Genomic DNA, 21,943 nt, shown 5'->3' with positions numbered 1-21,943 from the left:
GATGAACAAAATAGAAATCAAAAGCGTCTACAAGATCTTCGGCCATAAAACGGCGGCGGCGCTGGAACTGAGCCAACAAGGAAAAACCAAGCAGGAAGTGCAGGCCGCGACGGACTGCGTGATCGGCGTGCACGATCTGTCGATGTCGATCGAAGCCGGTGAGATCTTCGTGATCATGGGCCTGTCCGGATCGGGAAAATCCACCTTGGTACGCCACTTCAACCGTCTGATCGATCCCACCAGCGGCCAGATCCTGGTAGACGGTGAAGATATCCTGCGCTACGACGAAAAGCAGCTTGAGCACTTCCGTCGCCACAAGATCAGCATGGTGTTTCAGAGCTTTGGCCTGCTGCCGCACAAAACGGTGCTGGACAACGTGGGCTACGGCCTGAAAGTGCGGGGGGAGAATAAAGAGGTGTATCAGGAGCGTGCGCTGCACTGGATCAACACCGTAGGGCTGAAGGGCTATGAGAAATCCTATCCGCATCAACTCTCCGGCGGCATGCGCCAACGCGTCGGGCTGGCGCGTGCGCTGGCCACCGATACCGACATCATTTTGCTGGACGAAGCCTTCAGCGCACTGGATCCGTTGATTCGCGCCGAGATGCAGGATCAACTGCTGGCGCTGCAAAAAGAGCTGCACAAAACGCTGGTGTTTATCACCCACGATCTCGATGAGGCGGTTCGCATCGGCAACCGGATCGCGATCCTCAAGGACGGCAAACTGATCCAGGTCGGCACGCCGCAGGACATTCTTAACAACCCGGCCGACGAATACGTTAACCGCTTCGTGCAACGCCGTCTGGCGCTGGATGAAAATGTGCAAAAGCCCCGCCCGATGAGGGTGGCCCATGCTTGAGGAAACCCAAATGCACTATCCTTCGTCAGTAGAGATCGACCGCCAGCCGCTGCGCTGGCAGGACGTGGTGGCGGTGGCGCGCCATAGGGTGCCGCTCAGCCTGTCTGACGCGGCCTGGGCACGTATTGAGAACGCGCAGGCTATCGTTCAGCAAATCGTAACCAGTGAACAACGCGCCTACGGCGTCAATACCGGCCTGGGCGCGCTCTGTAACCAGGCGCTGCACGGCGAACAGTTGGCACAGCTATCGCGCAATACCCTGATGAGCCACGCCTGTGGGGTAGGTACACCGCTGAGCGACGAACAGACCCGCGCCATTATTTGCTGCGCTATCGTGAACTACAGCCACGGTAAATCCGGCATCCACCGGTCGGTGGTTGAGGCGCTGCTGGCGCTGCTTAACCACGGCGTCACGCCTCAGGTGCCGTCGCAGGGATCGGTCGGCTATCTGACCCATATGGCGCACGTCGGCGTTGCCCTGCTCGGGCTCGGCGAGGTCAGCTATCGCGGGAAAATCGTCCCCGCCGCTCAGGCGCTGGCGGAAGAAGGCATAGCGCTGCCACCGCTCGGGGCCAAAGATGGCCTGTGCCTGGTCAATGGTACGCCCTGCATGACCGGACTGAGCTGCCTGGCGCTGGCCGACGCCTGGCGACTGGCACGTTGGGCAGACGTATTGGGTGCCATGAGCTTTGAAGCCCTGCGTGGACAAATTGCCGCCTTCGACGAGGAAATACTGGCGTTGAAACCGCACCCTGGCATGCAACGGGTGGGCGCCAATCTGCGGGCGCTACTGCACGGCAGCGAGGTGATTGCCGCCAGCAAAGGTATTCGCACTCAGGATGCGCTGAGCATCCGCTCGATTCCACAGGTGCACGGAGCCTGCCGCGATCAAATGGCTCATGCCGAACGACAGATTGAAACCGAGCTGAACGGCACCACCGATAACCCGTTGCTGCTTGGTACGCCGGATAACTTCCGCGTCATGTCACAGGCCAATCCGCACGGCGAATCGGTCGCGATGGCCGCCGATGTGCTGGCGATCGCTATCGCCGAACTCGGCGGTATTGCGGAACGGCGCATCGATCGTCTGATTAACCCGCTGGTCAGCGGTTTGCCGCCATTTTTGGTCAGTGAGCCGGGCGTCAACTCCGGCATGATGATCGCTCAATACGTGGCGGCATCGCTGTGCGCAGAGAACCGTCAGCTGGCCCAGCCTTGCGTAGTGGATAATTATGTCACTTCGGCGCTGCAGGAAGATCACCTCAGTCTGGGAACCGGTGCGGCATTGCGGCTGCATAAGCTGTTGGCCAACGTTAACCAGATCCTGGCGATTGAATATCTGTTGGCGGCGCAGGCCTTCGAGTTTTTGCAACCGCAACGCGTCGGCGAAGGTACCGGGCGCGCCTGGCGACTGCTGCGTCAAAGGGTAGAACCTTACCATCAGGATCGCTGGCTGGCGCCCGACATTGCCAGCAGCGCCGCGTTGTTGCAGGACGAACAGGCGCTGGCGGAGATTGCCCCTGCGCTAGGTTAACGCTTGCCCCTTCCCACTGGGCGGGGGCATCAAGGCTAGCTTTGCGCCAAGGCCTGGCGGATATCGGCCTGCAGGTCGCCAAGATCTTCCAGACCGGCGGACAAGCGTATCAGCCCGTCGCTGATATGGTGACGCTGCCGCTCTTCGGGGCTGTAGGCCGAGTGGGTCATGCTGGCGGGATGCTGCGCCAGCGATTCGCAATCCCCCAGGCTGACCGCGCGCAAGATCAAACGCAGCGCATTGAGGAAGCGAATGCCCGCCGCCATGCCGCCTTTAAGTTCAAACGCCAGCATGCCGCCCGGCCGCGCCATTTGCCGCTGCGCCAACTCATACTGGGGAAAATCCTCCAGCCCGGGATAATAGACACGTTCTACCGCCGAGTGCTGAGCCAGCATTTCCGCCAAACGCTGGGCGTTGTCGCAATGGCGTTCCATACGCAACGGCAGGGTTTTCAGCCCGCGCAGCAGCAATGCCGCATCCTGAGCCGACAGCACCGCACCGTTCATGTCTTTCAGCCCAACTAAACGGATGTCCTGCGCCAAATCCTGCCGCGTCACCACCAGTCCGGCCAACAGATCGCCATGCCCCCGATGTATTTGGTAGCGGAGTGCACCACTATATCGGCCCCCTGTTCCAGCGGCCGTTGCAGATACGGGGTGCAATAGGTGTTATCCACCAGCAACAGCGCCTGTTGGCGGTGAGCAATTTCGGCGACTGCGGCAATATCGACCAAACGCATATTCGGGTTGGCCGGCGTTTCGCAATACACCATGCGGGTCCGGGGGCCGATCGCCGCCGCCAGACGCTCCGGGCGGGTCAGGTCGACGTGAGTGATTTTCACACCGTAGCGCGCCAATCCGTGATGAAAATAACTGAAGGTGCAGCCGTAAATCGTCTCGTCAACGATCAGCTCGTCGCCCGGATTGAGCAGTGTCCAGCAGCAGGCGGTAATCGCGCCCATACCGGAGGAAAACGCCACCGCAGCTTCGCCCCCCTCCAGATTGGCTATCCGCTGTTCCAGCAGGTTGAGGGTCGGGTTGGCGATGCGTGAATAAAAATACCCCGGCTCAGTGCCTTCAAAGCAGGCACCGCCATATTCCGCCGTCGGGAACGTAAAGGTCGAGCTCATAAACACCGGGGGACAGAGCGCTCCCAGATACTGCTGGGGATCGTAACCGTGATGGATCGCGCGTGTTGCAAAGGCTTGCCTGAAGATGGCAGACATGACAACTCCTTACCTGAGTGAGTGAAAACAATGATGCTTAGTTCGTTCAAACGTCCGTGGGCAGTGCGCTGCTGCGCATACGCTGGCCAACGATTTGCAAAGTACGCAGCACCAGCATCAGGCCCAGTAAGGTATCCGGCTGCCGCAACAAGGCGTACAGCGCACGAAAATTGACGGGTGAGGGATCCAACTGCAACTCGGTATGCGCCATTTTCAGCGCCATTCCGCCCTCCCATCCCGCAGCCACCAGGCCTTCAAAGACGCCGGAGAGTTTTTCCACCAGCGCGTTATCGGCGATATCCACCAGATCAGACAGCAGCGACAGCAGATCGACCACGTTATCGAGCCGACCACCGGCCAGCAGCGGCTGTAGCTTCTCCAGCAAAGCCGCCAGGGGTTCATGTTCAGATACGTTCATAGGCCCTCCGTTAAATCAGCCCGCGTACCGTCGCCCAGTAGAGTCCGCGATTAAAACCGTTGCGCAGCATGCCGCCGACTTTGGTTGAAGGCGTCGGCAGCACATCGTTGCGGTAGTCGTAAACCAGCGGCATCCCGGCTTGCAGCCCCATTTGAGCAATGGCCTGCACCTTGCCGTCGTAGTGGCTAACGGTCTGGCCCAGCCTCAGTTCCGCCACGATATTGTCGGCAATCACCGGCGCCTGATTGTGGCAGGAGCCACCGGCCTTGCTGACCGGCAAATCTACCGTATCGCCGATAACATAGACCCCTTGCTGACCGTAGACCTGCAGCGTCTGATGGTCGGTCGGCAACCAGCCTTCCCCTTTATGCCCCTCGCTCAGCCCCGTGTTCCGCACCGCCTCTACCGCACGAATTGGCGGAGTCGCCATCAAAATATCGAACGGCTGTTGCTCACCTTCGGCGGAATAAGCGATTTTCTGCTGCTCATCCACCCGGCTGAGAGTAAACCCGCGCTGATGGCGAATATTCCGCGCGGCGAAAATACCGGGCAAGGCCTCTGCGGTTGGACGCTGTAAAAACAGGCAATTACGCAGCAACTGCGAAACACTGGGGTAGGTATAAACAATTTCAACCGCTTTACGCACTCCGCGTCGACGCAGGTAATCATCGAGCATCAGGGTGGTTTCTATCGGGGCAATACCGCACTGGTGCGGCACATTGGGCGTTTCGGGGAAGGAGACGGTGATAAAAATTCGGCCTTTTTCGATGCTCGACAGCTTTTGTGCCAGCTGGCGGGCGGCCTGATATTGGTAAAAATGATCGCCTGCCCGCGCCAACCCTTCGATACGCTCCGGCCAGGGCACGCAGCCGGTGGCAAACACCAGAAAATCATACGGGTACTGTTTGCCACTGCGGGTATGGATCACTCGCTGAGTTAAATCAAAGCGCTCCGCTTTATCGACCATAAACTGAATTTCCGGACGCAGCAGGCTTTGCTGTGAGCGGGTTAATTCCTGTTTGAAAAAAGCGTTAAAGGCAACGTACATAAAAGCGGGTTTATAATAATGAATCGGAGAATCCGAAATCATCAATAACTCAACTTTATTATTCAATATTTCCCGATGTAATTTCGTGGCCAGTAAATTGGCCAATATGGTCCCTCCGGTACCCCCACCGACTATCACAATCCTGTTTCGCATCAAGCCCTCACCCAGCCGAGTCGCGGCTCGGCAATTTTTAGGGAAACGAATGGAGGCAGGAATACAGGCTTAATTCTTCTGCCTTACTGGCAGTCTAGTAACGAAAAAATATAAAGCAATAGAAAAGAGAATATATAAAATAGGAATTTTATTATTATAATTAATACATCAAGTTAAAAAACAGATAATACGATATTAGTTCAATAATAATAAATAACTCACTATCACTTATGTAAATAACCAGTGATAAAAAAACCCGCCGGAGCGGGTTTCATTTAGCAACGAACCAAACCGTTATTACTGACCTTTAACTTCTTTCAGGCCATTGAACGGAGCGCGTGCACCCAGCGCTTCTTCGATACGGATCAGTTGGTTGTATTTAGCAACGCGGTCAGAACGGCTCATAGAACCGGTTTTGATCTGGCCAGCCGCAGTACCCACAGCCAGGTCGGCGATGGTTGCGTCTTCGGTTTCACCTGAACGGTGAGAGATCACCGCGGTGTAGCCTGCGTCTTTCGCCATCTTGATAGCAGCCAGAGTTTCGGTCAGAGAACCGATCTGGTTGAATTTGATCAGGATGGAGTTAGCGATGCCTTTCTCGATGCCTTCTTTCAGGATCTTGGTGTTGGTAACGAACAGGTCGTCGCCCACCAGCTGGATTTTGTCGCCCAGCACTTTGGTCTGGTATGCGAAACCATCCCAGTCAGATTCGTCCAGGCCGTCTTCGATAGACACGATTGGATATTGTTTGGTCAGCTCTTCCAGGAAGTGAGTGAACTCTTCGGAAGTGAAGGCTTTGTTGCCTTCGCCAGCCAGGACGTATTTACCGTCTTTGTAGAACTCGGAAGCCGCACAGTCCATCGCCAGAGTCACGTCTTTGCCCAGTTCGTAGCCTGCTGCTTTTACCGCTTCAGCGATAACAGCCAGCGCTTCGGCGTTGGAACCCAGGTTTGGTGCGTAGCCGCCTTCGTCACCTACAGCAGTGTTCAGGCCTTTGGCCTTCAGCACTTTCGCCAGGTGATGGAAAACTTCAGAACCGATGCGAACGGCTTCTTTCAGGGTTTTCGCGCCAACCGGCTGAATCATGAATTCCTGAATGTCGACGTTGTTGTCAGCATGCTCGCCGCCGTTGATGATGTTCATCATAGGCAGTGGCATAGAGAATTTGCCTGGAGTGCCGTTCAGCTCAGCGATGTGCTCATACAGCGGCATACCTTTGGAAGCTGCAGCCGCTTTAGCCGCTGCCAGGGAAACCGCCAGAATGGCGTTAGCGCCGAACTGGGATTTGTTCTCAGTACCGTCCAGGTCGATCATGATCTTGTCGATGTTAGCCTGGTCTTTGGCATCTTTGCCCAATACTGCCTGAGCGATCGGGCCGTTTACTGCAGCAACGGCTTTCAGTACGCCTTTACCCAGGAAACGAGACTTGTCACCGTCACGCAGTTCCAGTGCTTCACGGGAACCGGTAGAAGCACCTGACGGCGCAGCAGCCAGACCTACGAAACCGCCTTCCAGATGCACTTCGGCTTCAACAGTCGGGTTACCGCGGGAGTCGATGATTTCACGACCGATGACTTTAACGATTTTGGACATTAGGTTTTCCTCAGTACAAGTTAAACTAAAACTCCAGACAAACAGCGCGCATACCCTTCATACTTGAGGCTACATCTGTGTTGGCTACGTTCATTCACCCGAATCACTGACTTATGTCAGCTCATCGGGACTCAGTCTCTTGCCGCCTTGATGTAACCCCAATTATTTGGGGTAAATATACTGCGCGCCGCCTACCAAATATTTTATTTCACCTGGCGCTTCTGATACTCACCAGCGGCCTTCACAAAGCCGGCGAACAGCGGATGACCATCACGCGGCGTCGAAGTAAATTCCGGGTGGAACTGACAAGCTACAAACCACGGGTGATTCGGCAGTTCGATAATCTCAACCAGCTTGTTGTCTGCGGAACGGCCGGCAACCAACAGCCCGGCGGCTTCAATTTGCTTCAACAGCATGTTGTTAACTTCATAACGGTGACGATGACGTTCAACAATGGTCGGTTCGCCGTACATCTGACGTACCAGGCTATTGTCGGTCAGGTGACATTGCTGGCCACCGACACGCATCGTGCCACCCAAATCGCTTTCTTCGGTACGGACTTCGACGTTGCCGTCTTCGTCACGCCATTCGGTGATCAATGCCACCACCGGGTACTTACAGTCTGGCACAAACTCGGTTGAGTTGGCGTTCTCCATACCCACAACGTTGCGGGCGAACTCCATCAGCGCCACCTGCATACCCAGGCAGATGCCCAGATAAGGGATGTTGTTTTCACGCGCATAACGCGCGGTCATCACCTTGCCTTCTACGCCACGGTAGCCGAAGCCGCCTGGGATCAGGATCGCATCCAGACCTTTCAGCACTTCTACGCCGCGGGTTTCAACATCCTGCGAGTCGATCAGCTTGATGTTCACGGTCAGACGATTTTTCAGGCCGCCGTGTTTCAGCGCTTCAATCACCGACTTATAAGCATCCGGCAGTTCGACATATTTGCCGACCATACCGATAGTCACTTCGCCGCCCGGATTGGCTTCTTCGTAAATAACCTGCTCCCACTCGGCCAGGTTGGCTTCCGGCGCGTTGAGGCTGAATCGTTTACAAATATAATCATCAAGCCCCTGAGATTTCAATAGGCCTGGGATTTTATAAATAGAATCAACGTCTTTCAGGGAGATAACGGCTTTTTCCGGCACGTTACAGAAAAGTGCGATTTTCGCGCGTTCGTTAGCAGGAACTGTGCGATCGGAACGGCAAATCAGCACATCTGGCTGAATACCGATGGAAAGCAGTTCTTTTACGGAATGCTGAGTAGGTTTGGTTTTCACTTCACCGGCAGCGGCCATGTACGGCACCAGAGTCAAGTGCATGTACAGGGTGTGCTCGCGGCCCACTTCCACGGCCATCTGGCGGATGGCTTCCAGGAACGGCAGCGATTCGATATCGCCGACGGTACCGCCGATCTCAACCAACACCACGTCGTGGCCTTCGCCGCCTTCGAGGATGCGCTCTTTGATCGCATTGGTGATGTGCGGGATGACCTGTACGGTTGCGCCCAGATAATCGCCACGGCGTTCTTTACGCAGAACGTCGGAGTAAATGCGACCGGTGGTGAAGTTGTTGCGGCGCGACATTTTGGTGCGGATGTAGCGCTCGTAGTGACCCAAATCCAGATCGGTTTCTGCGCCGTCTTCGGTGACGAAAACTTCCCCATGCTGAATCGGGCTCATGGTGCCCGGATCCACGTTGATGTACGGGTCCAGTTTCATGATGGTAACGTTGAGGCCACGGGCTTCAAGAATAGCCGCCAGAGAGGCTGCGGCAATGCCTTTACCCAGAGAGGATACGACCCCGCCGGTCACAAAAATATAATTAGTTGTCATGCTGAACCTGAGAGTTTAGGTTTAAAGACGATGGAAGAACCAAGACGGGAAAGTAGTATACCCGAACCTCTCCAGACCTACAAACGATCGTTTTACTGTCCATCATCTCTGTCACCATCAAGGGTTCATCAGGGTTTACTCTATCGGCCTGCCAGAGCCTGTCTTTTTAAAACAATGAGTTAGCACAGAAAAATTTATTTTTCCGCCCTTTCGAGACAATAAAACGCCTTAGATTTCAGTTTGTTGGCGTTTTGATGTCGGTAAGCCACGGTTCAGCAAACTATGGCTCTGAGCTTAACCGTTTCAGCTTGGGTGAACCTTGTCGCCGATCAAGATTAAGCTACTGCGGCAATCCTAGGACACCCGAGCGGCAGATTAGTTTTCCTGGCGCTTAACCTGCTGCCACGCCTCTTCCATCTGCTCCAGCGTGGCTTCGCCCATCTGCAGCCCACGCCGTTGGATAATCTCTTCTACCTGACGGAAACGGCGCTCGAACTTGCGGTTGGCTGCCTGCAACGCATTTTCTGCCTTATGGCCAAGATGGCGCGATAAATTCACCGTGGCGAACAGCAGATCGCCGATTTCCTCTTCCAGTTTCTGTTCGTCGACTACCGCCTGCTGCGCTTCATGCATCACTTCGTCGATCTCTTCGTACACCTTGTCCAGCACCGGGCCCAACGTATGCCAGTCAAAACCGACCGAAGCGCAGCGTTTCTGAATCTTGTGCGCCTTCATCAGTGCCGGCAGCGCCTGAGGAATGTCATCCAGCGCAGAATGCAGCGCTTTCTCTGCACGCTCACCGGCCTTCAACTGCTCCCAGCGGGCCGCAACGGCCTCGCTGTCGGCAGCCTCGGCTTCCCCGAAAATGTGCGGATGACGGCGTTCCAGCTTGTCGCTGATGGCGTTACACACCTCGTCGAAGTCAAACAGCCCCTGCTCCTGGCCCATCTGGGCGTAGAACACCACCTGGAACAGCAGGTCCCCCAGTTCGTCACGCAGATCGCCGTAGTCCTGACGTTCGATAGCGTCCAGTACCTCGTAGGTTTCTTCCAGCGTGTAAGGGGCGATGGTGGCGAAGGTTTGTTTGCGGTCCCATGGGCAACCGACCTGCGGATCGCGCAGCGTTTTCATGATGTTCAACAAGCGGTGCAGTGGAGAAGATTGGGTCATAAGAAAGTCTCTGACAAAAGAATCGGCGCCGGTCATTAATGTAGCGGCGCAGCGTGCTGCGCCCGGGTCAATCGGGGCGAATAGGTTCGCCCCCTACGATAACTGAAGCCACGGAGCCTGGCCAACAATGATGTGGCCCGAAAGACGCAGGTGAGTTAGCTGCCGTGCAGGCGTTTGGCGTCTATCACATCCGGCAGTTGATTGAGCTTGGCTAACACCCGGCCCAGTACCTGCTGGTTGTAGATTTCAATGTCCATATCGATGGTTGCCAGCTGTTTTTTGGTGTCGCTGCGGCTGGCGACGCCCAGCACGTTGACCTTTTCGTTGGCCAAAATGGTGGTGATGTCACGCAACAGGCCGCTGCGATCGTTGGCCATCACGCGCACCACCAGCGAGTAACCGCTGGAATAGCTTTCGCCCCACACTGCATCCACGATACGTTCCGGCGCGTGCGATTGCAGATCCACCAGTTGGTCACAGTCCGCACGGTGAATGGAGATGCCGCGCCCCTGGGTGATAAAACCGATAATATCGTCGCCCGGGATCGGCTGGCAGCAACGGGCAATGTGGTGCATCAGGTTGCCTACCCCTTCCACCACCACCCGGCCGTTGTCCTTGCTGCGGGTTGCCGGCGGCGCTTTCTGCTGCACCAACTGCCGCAGCGCTTCGCGATCCTGCTCTTCGGCGCTCGGTTTGTTGAACTTGCCCTGCAGGAAATTCACCATCTGATTCAGGCGAATATCACCGCCGCCAATCGCCGCCAGTATTTCATCCAGCGAATTCATGTTGTAACGCGGGATCAGCAGCTTCTCGGCCTCTTTCAGGCTGATACCGAGGTGTTCCAGCTCGCTGTCCAGCATCTGGCGACCGGCAAGGATATTTTTATCGCGATCCTGCTTGCGGAACCAGTTGTGGATCTTGGAGCGTCCACGGCTGGTGGTGATATAACCGAGGTTCGGGTTCAGCCAGTCGCGGCTTGGGTTCGGCTGCTTCTGGGTGATGATTTCAATCTGGTCTCCCATCCGCAGCTGGTAGGTAAAGGGCACGATGCGGCCGCCAATTTTGGCACCGATGCAACGGTGGCCGACATCGCTGTGAATATGGTAAGCGAAGTCGAGCGGCGTAGAGCCGGCCGGCAGATCCACCACGTCGCCTTTCGGGGTGAATACATAAACCCGATCGTCGAACACCTGGCTGCGAACCTCGTCGAGCATCTCGCCGGAGTCCGCCATCTCTTCCTGCCAGGCGATCAGTTTGCGCAGCCAGGCGATACGTTCCTCGTAGCCTGAGCGAACCGTCGCAACCGCACCCTCTTTGTATTTCCAGTGCGCGGCGACACCCAGTTCTGCATCTTCATGCATCTGCCGGGTGCGGATCTGAATTTCCAGCGTTTTCCCGCGCGGACCCAGTACTACGGTGTGGATCGACTGATAACCGTTGGGTTTCGGGTTGGCGACATAGTCGTCGAACTCATCCGGCAGATGGCGGAAGTGGGTATGCACAATCCCCAGCGCGGCATAGCAGTCCTGCAAGCGTTCGACCACTACGCGTACCGCGCGCACGTCAAACAACTCGTCAAACGCCAACGCCTTCTTCTGCATTTTGCGCCAGATGCTGTAAATGTGTTTTGGACGACCGTAGATGTCCGCCTTGACGCCTTCATCGACCATCGCATTACGCAGCGAGGCGACGAAATCGTCAATAAACTGTTCGCGATCGATGCGGCGTTCGTGCAGCAGCTTGGCGATGCGTTTGTACTCGTCCGGATGCAGGTAGCGGAAGCAGAAATCTTCCAGCTCCCATTTGAGCTGCCCGATACCCAGACGGTTAGCCAGCGGCGCATAGATATTCGAACACTCTTTTGCCGCCAGCACGCGCTCGTCTTCCGGCGCATCTTTCACTTCGCGCAGGTGAGCGATACGCTCCGCCAGCTTGATGACCACGCAGCGGAAATCCTCCACCATCGCCAACAGCATGCGGCGCACGTTGTCGACCTGTTCGGAGGCCATCGAATCGTTTTGAGTGGCTTTCAGTTGGCGGATGGCGTCCATATCGCGTACGCCATGCACCAGATAGGTGATGCCCTTGCCGAACTCTTCGGTCAGGGTTTCTTCCTGCACGATGCCGGCGTCCACCAGCGGGAACAGCAGCGCGGCGCGCATGCTGTCGTTATCCATGCTCAGAGTAGAGAGGATCTCGACCATTTCCAGCCCGCGCCACAGCAACAGCGGCGCATTAGGATGGTTCTGGGTCTGCTGCTCACAGTAACGCCAGGTTGCGGCTAATCGCTCACATGACTGCGGGTTAGGTAGCCCCAAGCTGGCAATCCACTCGTCGAGAGCAAATTCACCAGCCGTGTTCAGATGTGCACTTCTTACCGCAACCATACCCTCTCCCTACTTTGCAGCGACCTCTGGCGCAGAACCGTTAATAAACAGCGCCATTGACTCAAGATGCCCCGTATGCGGAAACATATCCAACATCCGCACACGTGCAAGACGATAACCGGCGCTCAGCAGCACTTTGCTGTCGCGTGCCAGCGTGGTCGGGTTACAGGAAACATAAACCACCCGCTCTGGCGCCAGTTTAACAATATGTGACATCACTCCGGCCGCGCCCGCACGGGCAGGGTCCAGCATCACTTTATCAAATCCTTGTGCTGCCCAAGGTTGTTGCTCAACGTCCTCTTCCAGATTTTCATGGAAGAAGCTGGCGTTATTCAGCCTATTCTTATGTGCATTATATTGCCCATTCGCTACCAGTGTGGCAACACCTTCTATGCCTACCACCGCAGCGGCGCGTCGCGCCAACGGCAGGGTAAAATTGCCCATGCCGCAGAACAGATCCAATACCCGATCATTGGGTTGAATACTGAGCCATTCAAGGGCCTGGGCCACCATTTGCTGATTTACGTGGTCATTTACCTGAATAAAGTCACGCGGACTGAAGTCTAAGCGTAGCCCGTCGACCTGATAATACGGCGTTTCACCGCACAGTTTTTCGAGACTATCGCTGTCCGGCGCCAAATAAATGGTTACGTTTTTTGTCCGCGCAAAAGCCTGCAAGGCCTGGCGGTCATCCTCTTTCAAGGCGTCGAGATGGCGCAGAACCAGTACCGGGCCGTTATCTGCCAGCACCAGTTCGACATGCCCGAGTCGTCTGGCGACCTGCAATGCGCTCAGACAAGATCGCAACGGCGTCAGTAATTGTTCCAGTTCAGGATGCAGCACCGGGCACTGTGTCACCGGCACCAGATCGCTGGACGCTGCCTGGCGAAAGCCCATCACCAGACGCTGCTGTTTGGGCTGCCACAACAGCCCGAGACGGGCGCGACGGCGATAGCCGTATTGTGGACCCGCGATCACCGGCTCCTGCTGCGGCGTAACGCCGGTTTCGCGAGCGATCATTCGCACCAGGGCCGCCGCCTTGCTCTGCTGCTGCAGGCTTTCATCCGCGTGTTGCTGCTGGCAACCGCCGCACACGCCAAAGTGTGGGCAGCGCGGTTCGACACGTTGCGGGCTGCGGCTGAGCAGGCGCTTTAACCTGCCTTTGGCAAACTTGTTTTTTTCTTCCGTGAGTTGGACTTCCGCCTGCTCGCCCGGCAATACCCCGGGGACGAAAATCGCTTTGCCGTTGTGGTGCGCCACGCCCTGACCAAAGGGATCGAGGTTGTCTACCGTCAGTGTTAGCACGGGAGAATTTTGCCGGGTCGTCACGCGACGTTTCGGAGAGTAGAATTGCGCCATATTTGTCGATTGAGTGCTGGTTCATTTAAAGTAGAGATTGTCCGGCAATTCTCCCACATTGGAAACCCATGACCAAATACAGCCTGCGGGCGCGCATGATGATCCTGATTCTGGCCCCAACGCTGTTGATTGGTCTGTTGCTCAGCACTTTCTTCGTAGTGCATCGCTACAATGAATTGCAAGAACAACTGGTTGACGCCGGCGCCAGCATTATCGAACCGTTGGCAGTGGCCAGCGAGTACGGCATGACGTTCCGCAGCCGCGAGTCGGTCAGGCAGTTGGTCAGTCTGTTACACCGCCGTCATTCAGATATTGTGCGTTCAATTACGGTATTTGATGCGCAGAATAATCTGTTTGTCACCTCCAATTACCATCACAACTTTACCCAGTTGCAGTTGCCGAAGGGGGTTCCGATCCCCACGGATCTGATGCTGACCCGGCGCGGTGACTCGCTGATCCTGCGCACCCCGATCCTGTCAGAGAGCCAGTACCCGGACCAGGCTGCCAGCAGCGATCTCCAGCAGGACAACCGCCTGGGTTATGTGGCGATCGAGCTGGATCTGCAGTCGGTTCGCCTGCAGCAATACAAAGAGGTCTTCGTTTCCACCCTGCTGCTGCTGTTGTGCATGTGTATCGCCATTCTGTTCGCTTACCGTCTGATGCGCGACGTCACCGGCCCGATCCGCAATATGGTCAATACCGTCGATCGCATCCGCCGCGGTCAGCTCGACAGCCGCGTCGAAGGCTTTATGCTGGGCGAACTGCATATGCTGAAGAACGGCATCAACTCAATGGCGATGTCGCTCACGGCCTACCATGAAGAGATGCAGCAGAACATCGATCAGGCGACCTCCGACCTGCGCGAAACCCTGGAGCAAATGGAGATCCAGAACGTCGAGCTGGATCTGGCGAAAAAACGCGCCCAGGAAGCGGCCCGCATCAAATCCGAATTCCTGGCGAACATGTCGCACGAGCTGCGTACTCCGCTCAACGGCGTGATTGGCTTTACCCGCCAGATGCTGAAAACAGAAATGAGCGTCACCCAAACCGACTACCTGCAAACCATCGAGCGCTCGGCCAACAACTTGCTGACCATCATCAACGACGTGCTGGACTTCTCCAAACTGGAAGCCGGCAAGCTGGTGCTGGAACATATTCCGTTCTCGCTGCGTGAAACCCTCGACGAGGTCATTGTGCTGTTGGCACCGAGCGCCCACGAAAAAGGGCTGGAGCTGACGCTGGACGTGCACAACGACGTTCCAGAGCAGGTGATCGGCGATTCGCTGCGGTTACAGCAGATCATTACCAACCTGCTGGGCAACGCGATCAAGTTTACCGAAACCGGCAACATCGATATCCGTGTCGAACTGCGCGGCTTGCAAGACCGCCAGATTGAGCTGGAAGTACAAATCCACGACACCGGCATCGGCATCTCCGAACGACAACAGTCACAGCTGTTCCAGGCGTTCCGTCAGGCGGACGCCAGTATTTCACGCCGTCACGGCGGCACCGGCCTGGGGCTGGTGATCACCCAGAAGCTGGTGAAAGAAATGGGCGGCGATATCTGCTTCCACAGCCAGTTGAATCGCGGCTCGACCTTCTGGTTCCACATCACGCTCGATCTGCACGAAGGCATGCTGTCGCTGCCGCCAAGCCTGCCGGATCTGCAAGGCAAGACGTTGGGGTATATCGAAGCCAACCCGATGGCAGCACAGGCGACGCTCAATATGCTGAACGTCACCCAACTGGTGATTACCCATTCACCTACGCTGGCCCAACTGCCGAAGAAACATTACGATTTCCTGCTGGTGGGCGTGCCAATCCCCTTCCGCGACAATATGGCCCAGCACGAAAGCAAGCTGCTGGCGGCTTTGAAAGTCGCCGACCGGGTGATTCTGGCGCTGCCTTGCCAGTCGCAAATCAACGCCGAAATACTTAAACAACAGGGCGCCGCTGGTTGCCTGATCAAGCCAATCACCAGTAATCGCCTGTTCCCGCTGCTGCGCATGGAAACACCGCCGCGCATCACTGCGCTGCCGGAACGTAAACGCCTGCCGCTAACGGTGATGGCGGTTGACGATAATCCGGCCAACCTGAAACTGATCGGCACCCTGCTGGCCGAACAGGTGGAAAAGACCCTGCTGTGTGAAAGCGGGGAAGAAGCGCTGCTGCTGGCGCGCGATAACGTGCTGGATTTGATCCTGATGGATATCCAGATGCCCAACATTGACGGTATTCGAACCAGCGAGCTGATCCGCCAACTGCCGCACCACAATTCAACGCCGATCGTCGCCGTCACCGCCCATGCGGTCAGCGGCGAACGCGAACATTTGCTGCAGGCCGGCATGGATGACTATCTGGCCAAACCGATTGACGAAGCCATGCTGACCCGCGTGTTGGCCCGCTATCACAGCGGCGAACCCGACCCGGTAACGCCGGCACCCGTTCCCGTTAATGAACCGCCGTTGTCGCTCGACTGGGCCCTGGCGCTGCGTCAGGCGGCCAACAAGCCCGATCTGGCCCGTGACCTTTTGCAGATGCTGCTCGACTTCCTGCCACAGGTTAGCGAACGCGTGCAAGCGATGCTCGACGGCACGCCGGACGCCGACATTCTGGATTTGATCCACAAACTGCACGGCAGTTGCAGCTACAGCGGCGTACCGCGTCTGAAACAGCTGTGTTTCTACATTGAACAGCAGCTGCGCCGGGGGTAAGCAGCAATGATTTGGAGCCGGAATGGCTGGAGCTGCTGGATGAGATTGAGCTGGTCTGCCAGGCCGCGCGCGCTCATTTGGCCTGAAGTAACAGGCAATAAAAAGGCACGCCGTAGCGTGCCTTTTTGGTAAAAACCTGGGGTCATTACTGCATCAACAGGTACAGGCTGGTGTCGCCACGCAGGATATTCAGCGCCAGCACCGAAGGCTTGCTGTCGAGGATCTTGCGCAGTTCACCCAGGTTCTGGATTGGCTGTTGGTTAACGCCCAGGATCACGTCACCTTTTTTCAGCCCAATACGGGCGGCAGCGCTGCCGGCTTTAACGCTATCTACCTTCACGCCTTTCTGGTTGCCGACCTGGCCATTGCTCAGTTCGGCACCTTCAATACCGGTGTAAATATTGCCGGACTCAACCTGAGTCTGGGCGCTTTGTTCCAGCGTAACGTCCACGGTAACAGGCTTGCCGTCGCGCAGAATGCCCAACGACATTTTGCTGCCTACCGGCAGAGTGCCGATCTCCGCGCGGAACGACGCAAAGCTGGAAATCGCTTTACCGTTCATGGTGACAATCACGTCACCGGCCTTGATACCCGCCTTGGCGGCGGAAGACTTCGGCATCACCTGGCTGACGAATGCCCCGCGCTGCGCGTCCACTTTCATCGCTTTCGCCAGTTCAGAGTTCAGTTCGGTACCCATAATGCCCAATTCACCGCGTTTGACCTGACCGTACTCGACCATTTGCGCGGTCAGGTTTTTCACCATATTGCTCGGGATAGCGAAACCGATACCGATGTTGCCGCCGTCCGGCGCCAGGATCGCGGTGTTAATGCCGATCAGCTCGCCGTTAAGGTTCACCAAGGCGCCACCCGAGTTACCGCGGTTAATCGCCGCATCGGTCTGGATAAAGTTCTCGTAGTTCTCGATATTCAACCCACTGCGGCCCAGTGCAGAAACGATACCGGAAGTGGCTGTTTCACCCAGTCCATACGGGTTGCCGATCGCCACGGTGTAATCACCGACTCTCAGTTGCTCGGAGTCCGCCATCTTGATCGCCGTCAGGTTCTTAAAATCTTTCAGTTGGATCAACGCAATATCGGAACGCGGATCCTTGCCGATCACCTTGGCGTCAAATTTGCGACCGTCGCTCAGTTGAACCTGGATTTTGTTGGCGTTATCCACCACGTGGTTGTTGGTGACGACGTAGCCCTTGGCCGCGTCAATCACTACCCCGGCGCCCAGCGCCTGGAATTTTTGCTGCGTGCCCTGATCAGGCGCCCCCGGTTCAGCGCCAGCGCCGCCCTGGCACATCGGCGAGCCCTGGAATGGCGAACCGTCCTGGCAGAACGGTGAATCCTCACCAAAGAACTGTTGGAACTGCTGCGGCATTTTCGGCGTATTGACCGTGGTGCTGCCTTCAACATTAATGCTCACCACGGAAGGCATCACTTTTTCCAGCATCGGTGCCAGGCTTGGCAATTGCTGGGTGCTGGAAGACGCGGTTTCTGCGGCGACGGCCGTCATCGGGCCCATCGCCATACCAATACTGAATGCCAATGCGCTCAGAACTAATGCGGTTTTTTTCATCTGTGTGTCTCTTCTAAAGTCGATCAGAAAGTATTAGGGTCTTTGTGCATAGTGAGAGCCTATTAATAACCCGAAGTTCCGGCGCAGATTATTGGTAATAGTAAACAAATATTGTCCGTCTTTACAAAACTCCAAATAAGCTCACGGCGCCAAGCAAACTGCTTAAAATAATATTTATTAGCGGAATGAATTATTCCGCTGCCATTAATCTGCGGTATTCGTCATAGGCATAAAGATCGGTCATACCGCTGATATAATCCTGCAGCAAACGCGCACGGAAATAATACTCCCGGATCGCCAATTGCTCGGGCGACAGGTGCTGCAAACCTTCAATCGCTTCGATATACGCCAGACGATGTTTGGTCGAAAGCTTGTGAAACAGGCGCGTTTCTATCGGATAAGCACGATGGCTGTCTTCCTGTACCAGCCGGGTAAAGTCCGCCAAAGACATTGCCAGCAACGGGCTATAGATATCCAGCAGGCCGCTGATCACCCGGTAGCCCTGCAGCTCCAGCTGTTCGACTTCAGGATGGTTGAAGACGTGTTTGAAGGCCACATTCTTGAATATTTTCAGCAGTTGGTAAGCCGGGCTGGAATCTTCCAACAGCGCCTGATTAAAGTTTCCCTGGAAAACCGCATCCAGATTATCAATAAAACGCTGCGCCGCATGCGGGACCAAACGCGCCACGGTGAAAACTCGTAAATACATGAAGAATTGATCTTCGGTGCTGCGACGCGCCCCCCCGCGATCGATCTTGCGAAAAGCACTGGCCACGGTTTTATCAAACAGATCGCCCGGCGTTACCTCACCCCACTCCTGAGTTAAATGCTGGTAAAGCTGTTCGACGGTGAAAATGTTTTTTTCCACCGCGTCTTCCAAATCCGCCACGCAGTACGAAATATCATCAGCGGCTTCCATAATATAGGTCAGAGGGAAACGGTCGAACTCGCCCATATTCAACTCACGCCGCAACCGATCGACAAATGCCTCTTCCGCCAGATAAAAGCCCGGTTTTTTCATCAGGTAGTTGTGGCTGGCTGGAATATCGCTGGCCCAGTAGGCCGGGCGGGTATATTTCAGGATACAGCCCACCTGTGCATAGGTCAGGTTAAGCTTCAGCAGGGTATACACCAACCGGATTGCCTGGGCATTACCTTCGAAGTGGCTGAGATCGTGACGAATGCGGCTGCGCAGGCGGTTAAGATCGCTCTCACCTTCGTGCAGACGCAATACGCTGACCTGGCAGCGATCGTTACTGGCGGGCTCACTGCCGCAGCTGGCAGGATCCAGCCGTTGCGCAAACCAGTCGTTAATTGCCGACTCGCCAAAATGGCCAAAAGGCGGATTACCGATGTCGTGCATCAAGCAGGCCATTTCGACAATGCTTTCAAAAGGATCGAGCAGTTTGGTCAGGCCGAGTTCGTCGATCCGCCCTGCCTGTTTGAAACGATTAAGGATCTCTTTGGCGATATGCCGCCCTACCTGTTGCACTTCCATGGAGTGCGTCAGGCGGCTGCGCACCGCGGCGTTGCGTTCGAGCGGGAACACCTGAGTTTTTTGCTGCAGACGACGAATGGCGGCGGAATTGACAATACGCCCGCGATCGCTCTCGAACTGCCGCACTATGTCGTATTCTTCTTCGGCTTCAATGGGGTTGCTGAAGGGCCGTTGGAAGCTGATTTTCTGCTTAAAGTCGATCCCGGACATCTGTTTCTCCGCCGTTGCGCCCAGCCCCCGTGATAACAATTCCCGACGGCATATGCAACGCATTATCTCTCTATGAGAGCCATGATAGACTATGGCGCAATTCCCACACCCAATCAGCGAGTGTTATTTATGAAAGTAGGCATCATCGGCGCAATGGAGCAGGAAGTCACCCTGCTGCGCGATCAAATCGAAAACCGTCAGACCATTCAACGCGCGGGCTGTGAAATCTATACCGGCCAGATCGGCGGCGTTGACGTGGCGTTGCTGAAGTCCGGCATCGGTAAGGTTTCTGCGGCCATGGGGACCACCCTGCTGCTGGAACACTGCAAGCCGGACGTGGTGATCAACACCGGTTCTGCCGGTGGCCTGGCCAGCACGCTGAAGGTCGGCGATATCGTGGTGTCCGAAGAAGTGCGTTATCACGATGCCGACGTGACCGCTTTCGGTTACGAACCAGGCCAAATGGCCGGCTGCCCGGCGGCGTTTGTCGCGGACGACGCGCTGATTGCCCTGGCAGAAAGCTGCATCAAGCAACTGGATCTGAACGCCGTACGCGGCCTGATCTGCAGCGGCGATGCCTTCATTAACGGCGCAGAGCCTTTGGCCCGCATTCGCGCGACTTTCCCGAGCGTGGCGGCAGTAGAAATGGAAGCGGCGGCCGTGGGCCACGTTTGCCACCTCTTCGGCACCCCGTTTGTCGTGGTACGCGCAATCTCTGACGTTGCCGACAGTGAGTCGCACATGAGCTTCGACGAGTTCCTGGTGGTGGCCGCTCAGCAATCCACGCTGATGGTTAACGCCATGCTGCAGACCTTGGCTAAGCGCGGTTAATGTGACGCGACGCTTTTCAGCCCTGTTGTGGCTGCTGGCATTATGGGTGGCGCTGCCTGTCGGCGCTGCCCAGCGCGTGATCAGCCTGGCACCCAATACCACCGAACTTGCCTATGCCGCCGGCATGGGCGACACGCTGCTGGCGGTGAGCGCCTATTCAGATTATCCGCCAGCAGCCAAGAAACTCGAGCAGGTCGCCTCCTGGCAAGGCATCAATCTGGAGCGGGTACTGGCGCTAAAGCCGGATCTGATCCTCGCCTGGCGCGGTGGCAATCCGCAGCGAGTGCTGGATCAGCTCGCCACATTCGGCATTCCGATTTTCTATGCCGACGCCACTACTCTGGATGATATCCCCCGCTCGCTGGATCAACTGGCCCAATACAGCCCGCATCCTGAACAGGCGCATCTGGCCGCAGAGGCTCTTCGTCAGCAAATTGCCGACCTGAAAAACAAATATCCTCACACTCAGCCAAGACGGGTCCTGCTGCAATTCGGCACCCAGCCCTTGTTCACCACTTCCGGTGCCACCCTGCAAAGCCAGGTGTTGTCGCTGTGCGGTGCGGAAAACATCTTTGCCGACAGCCGCATGCCATGGCCGCAAATCAGTCGTGAGCAGGTGTTGGCGCGTCAACCCCAGGCCATCGTTATTACCGGCGACCAAAAAGAGATCGCCAGCGTGAAGGCCTTCTGGGCGCCGCAACTGCAGGTACCGGTGATTGCGCTCAATGGCGACTGGTTCAACCGCGCTGGCCCCCGCATCATGCTGGCTGCGCAACAGCTGTGCAGCCAACTGGCGGAGATCCGTTAATGCTGGTGTTTTGGTTGGATATTCTGGGTACGGCGGTTTTCGCCATTTCCGGCGTATTGCTGGCGGGCAAGCTGCGGATGGATCCCTTTGGCGTGCTGGTGCTTGGCGTGGTCACTGCGGTCGGTGGCGGCACCATTCGCGACATGGCATTGGCTAACGGGCCGGTATTTTGGGTAAAGGATCCAACCGATCTGGTGGTGGCGATGATCACCTGCGTACTGACGCTGCTGCTGGTTCGCCAACCGCGCCGTTTGCCTAAATGGATCTTGCCGGTGCTGGATGCCGTCGGGCTGGCGGTGTTCGTCGGCATCGGGGTAAATAAAGCCTTTGCCGCCGATGCCAGCCCATTAGTGGCAATCTGTATGGGCGTGATCACCGGCGTTGGCGGCGGCATTATCCGCGATGTACTGGCGCGTGAAATCCCCATGATCCTGCGAACCGAAATTTACGCTACTGCCTGTATTATCGGCGGCATCGTACATGCCACGGCCTTCGCCACTTTCGGTATGCCGCTGCAGCAGGCGATGATGCTTGGCATGGTCATCACGCTAGCCATCAGGCTGGCGGCCATTCGCTGGCACCTGAAACTGCCCGCATTTATCCTCGAGCGCTAATCCCACCCCGCCCGATACCGGGCGGAGTTTTATCACACCCCAACTCCCTAGAGCAGAATATTCGACCAATTAATAAACAAATGCTATTATCTGCGC

Annotated in this window: 14 protein-coding genes and 2 pseudogenes; 6 read left to right on the top strand and 10 right to left on the bottom strand. The window is 56.3% G+C overall.

The window, feature by feature from the left end; translation table 11 throughout:
• Position 1: 1 nt before the first annotated feature.
• Both EBA31_RS02835 and hutH read left to right on the top strand, forming a co-directional pair.
• Positions 2-859 (top strand): glycine betaine/L-proline ABC transporter ATP-binding protein, encoded by an 858-nt coding sequence (locus EBA31_RS02835; RefSeq protein WP_122077223.1) that lies wholly within the window; start codon positions 2-4, stop codon positions 857-859.
• Between the two features lie 10 nt (positions 860-869).
• The gene (hutH, locus tag EBA31_RS02830) at positions 870-2,393 is read left to right on the top strand and encodes a histidine ammonia-lyase (protein ID WP_122080579.1); all 1,524 of its coding nucleotides are present in this window, start codon (positions 870-872) and stop codon (positions 2,391-2,393) included.
• A gap of 35 nt (positions 2,394-2,428) precedes the next feature.
• On the opposite strand, the pseudogene EBA31_RS02825 reads toward hutH, so the two are convergent.
• The 8 genes and pseudogenes from EBA31_RS02825 to rlmD all read right to left on the bottom strand — a co-directional run bounded on the left by EBA31_RS02825 (position 2,429) and on the right by rlmD (position 13,587).
• Positions 2,429-3,618 (bottom strand): annotated as a pseudogene (locus tag EBA31_RS02825) (methionine gamma-lyase).
• A gap of 46 nt (positions 3,619-3,664) precedes the next feature.
• Positions 3,665-4,036 carry a hypothetical protein gene (locus EBA31_RS02820; RefSeq protein WP_122077220.1) on the bottom strand — a complete coding sequence of 124 codons (372 nt, stop codon included), beginning with the start codon at positions 4,034-4,036 and terminating at the stop codon, positions 3,665-3,667.
• 10 nt (positions 4,037-4,046) lie between these two features.
• A complete protein-coding gene (locus tag EBA31_RS02815) occupies positions 4,047-5,237 on the bottom strand; it encodes an FAD/NAD(P)-binding oxidoreductase (RefSeq protein ID WP_122077217.1) in 1,191 nt (396 codons plus the stop codon).
• A gap of 297 nt (positions 5,238-5,534) precedes the next feature.
• Complete coding sequence (gene eno / locus EBA31_RS02810) at positions 5,535-6,830, bottom strand: phosphopyruvate hydratase (RefSeq protein WP_020825242.1); 1,296 nt, start codon at positions 6,828-6,830, stop codon at positions 5,535-5,537.
• A 203-nt stretch (positions 6,831-7,033) separates the two neighbouring features.
• Positions 7,034-8,671: a glutamine hydrolyzing CTP synthase gene (gene pyrG, locus EBA31_RS02805; RefSeq protein WP_020825241.1), complete on the bottom strand. Its 1,638-nt coding sequence runs from the start codon at positions 8,669-8,671 to the stop codon at positions 7,034-7,036.
• Between the two features lie 375 nt (positions 8,672-9,046).
• A complete protein-coding gene (mazG, locus tag EBA31_RS02800) occupies positions 9,047-9,841 on the bottom strand; it encodes a nucleoside triphosphate pyrophosphohydrolase (RefSeq protein ID WP_116691278.1) in 795 nt (264 codons plus the stop codon).
• Positions 9,842-9,996: 155 nt separating this feature from the next.
• Positions 9,997-12,228, bottom strand: a complete 2,232-nt coding sequence (gene relA / locus EBA31_RS02795; protein WP_020825239.1) for a GTP diphosphokinase — start codon at positions 12,226-12,228, stop codon at positions 9,997-9,999.
• Positions 12,229-12,237: 9 nt separating this feature from the next.
• Entirely contained in the window at positions 12,238-13,587 is a 1,350-nt protein-coding gene (gene rlmD / locus EBA31_RS02790) for a 23S rRNA (uracil(1939)-C(5))-methyltransferase RlmD (RefSeq protein ID WP_122077214.1), read from the bottom strand.
• A 68-nt stretch (positions 13,588-13,655) separates the two neighbouring features.
• Between rlmD and barA the strand changes: the two are divergent.
• Positions 13,656-16,387 (top strand): annotated as a pseudogene (barA, locus tag EBA31_RS02785) (two-component sensor histidine kinase BarA).
• A gap of 59 nt (positions 16,388-16,446) precedes the next feature.
• Here barA and degP read toward each other — a convergent pair.
• Both degP and dgt read right to left on the bottom strand, forming a co-directional pair.
• Complete coding sequence (gene degP / locus EBA31_RS02780; protein ID WP_020825236.1) at positions 16,447-17,886, bottom strand: serine endoprotease DegP; 1,440 nt, start codon at positions 17,884-17,886, stop codon at positions 16,447-16,449.
• Positions 17,887-18,076: 190 nt separating this feature from the next.
• Positions 18,077-19,594, bottom strand: a complete 1,518-nt coding sequence (gene dgt / locus EBA31_RS02775; RefSeq protein WP_020825235.1) for a dGTPase — start codon at positions 19,592-19,594, stop codon at positions 18,077-18,079.
• A gap of 129 nt (positions 19,595-19,723) precedes the next feature.
• On the opposite strand from dgt, the gene mtnN reads away from it, so the two are divergent.
• From mtnN to EBA31_RS02760, 3 genes are read left to right on the top strand one after another with little or no spacing between them, the layout of a single operon-like run.
• Positions 19,724-20,425, top strand: a complete 702-nt coding sequence (gene mtnN / locus EBA31_RS02770) for a 5'-methylthioadenosine/S-adenosylhomocysteine nucleosidase (protein WP_020825234.1) — start codon at positions 19,724-19,726, stop codon at positions 20,423-20,425.
• Between the two features lies 1 nt (position 20,426).
• Positions 20,427-21,233, top strand: coding sequence for a vitamin B12 ABC transporter substrate-binding protein BtuF (btuF, locus tag EBA31_RS02765; RefSeq protein ID WP_122077211.1), 807 nt, complete (start codon positions 20,427-20,429; stop codon positions 21,231-21,233).
• The gene (locus EBA31_RS02760; protein ID WP_020825232.1) at positions 21,233-21,847 is read left to right on the top strand and encodes a TRIC cation channel family protein; all 615 of its coding nucleotides are present in this window, start codon (positions 21,233-21,235) and stop codon (positions 21,845-21,847) included. Before btuF ends, EBA31_RS02760 begins: the two co-directional genes overlap by 1 nt.
• Positions 21,848-21,943: the final 96 nt, after the last annotated feature.

It is taken from the genome of Serratia sp. P2ACOL2, from assembly GCF_003691565.1.
Taxonomy (GTDB): Bacteria; Pseudomonadota; Gammaproteobacteria; order Enterobacterales; family Enterobacteriaceae; genus Serratia; species Serratia liquefaciens.
This window is presented reverse-complemented; position numbering and strand designations above follow the sequence as displayed.

What these genes read in the sequence shown, in the direction of transcription:
- degP (WP_020825236.1), bottom strand. Translation starts at nt 17,886, where the DNA reads ATGAAAAAAACCGCATTAGTTCTGAGCGCATTGGCATTCAGTATTGGT.
- hutH (WP_122080579.1), top strand. Translation starts at nt 870, where the DNA reads ATGCACTATCCTTCGTCAGTAGAGATCGACCGCCAGCCGCTGCGCTGG.
- EBA31_RS02760 (WP_020825232.1), top strand. Translation starts at nt 21,233, where the DNA reads ATGCTGGTGTTTTGGTTGGATATTCTGGGTACGGCGGTTTTCGCCATT.
- mtnN (WP_020825234.1), top strand. Translation starts at nt 19,724, where the DNA reads ATGAAAGTAGGCATCATCGGCGCAATGGAGCAGGAAGTCACCCTGCTG.
- dgt (WP_020825235.1), bottom strand. Translation starts at nt 19,594, where the DNA reads ATGTCCGGGATCGACTTTAAGCAGAAAATCAGCTTCCAACGGCCCTTC.
- rlmD (WP_122077214.1), bottom strand. Translation starts at nt 13,587, where the DNA reads ATGGCGCAATTCTACTCTCCGAAACGTCGCGTGACGACCCGGCAAAAT.
- relA (WP_020825239.1), bottom strand. Translation starts at nt 12,228, where the DNA reads ATGGTTGCGGTAAGAAGTGCACATCTGAACACGGCTGGTGAATTTGCT.
- EBA31_RS02815 (WP_122077217.1), bottom strand. Translation starts at nt 5,237, where the DNA reads ATGCGAAACAGGATTGTGATAGTCGGTGGGGGTACCGGAGGGACCATA.
- mazG (WP_116691278.1), bottom strand. Translation starts at nt 9,841, where the DNA reads ATGACCCAATCTTCTCCACTGCACCGCTTGTTGAACATCATGAAAACG.
- pyrG (WP_020825241.1), bottom strand. Translation starts at nt 8,671, where the DNA reads ATGACAACTAATTATATTTTTGTGACCGGCGGGGTCGTATCCTCTCTG.
- EBA31_RS02835 (WP_122077223.1), top strand. Translation starts at nt 2, where the DNA reads ATGAACAAAATAGAAATCAAAAGCGTCTACAAGATCTTCGGCCATAAA.
- eno (WP_020825242.1), bottom strand. Translation starts at nt 6,830, where the DNA reads ATGTCCAAAATCGTTAAAGTCATCGGTCGTGAAATCATCGACTCCCGC.
- EBA31_RS02820 (WP_122077220.1), bottom strand. Translation starts at nt 4,036, where the DNA reads ATGAACGTATCTGAACATGAACCCCTGGCGGCTTTGCTGGAGAAGCTA.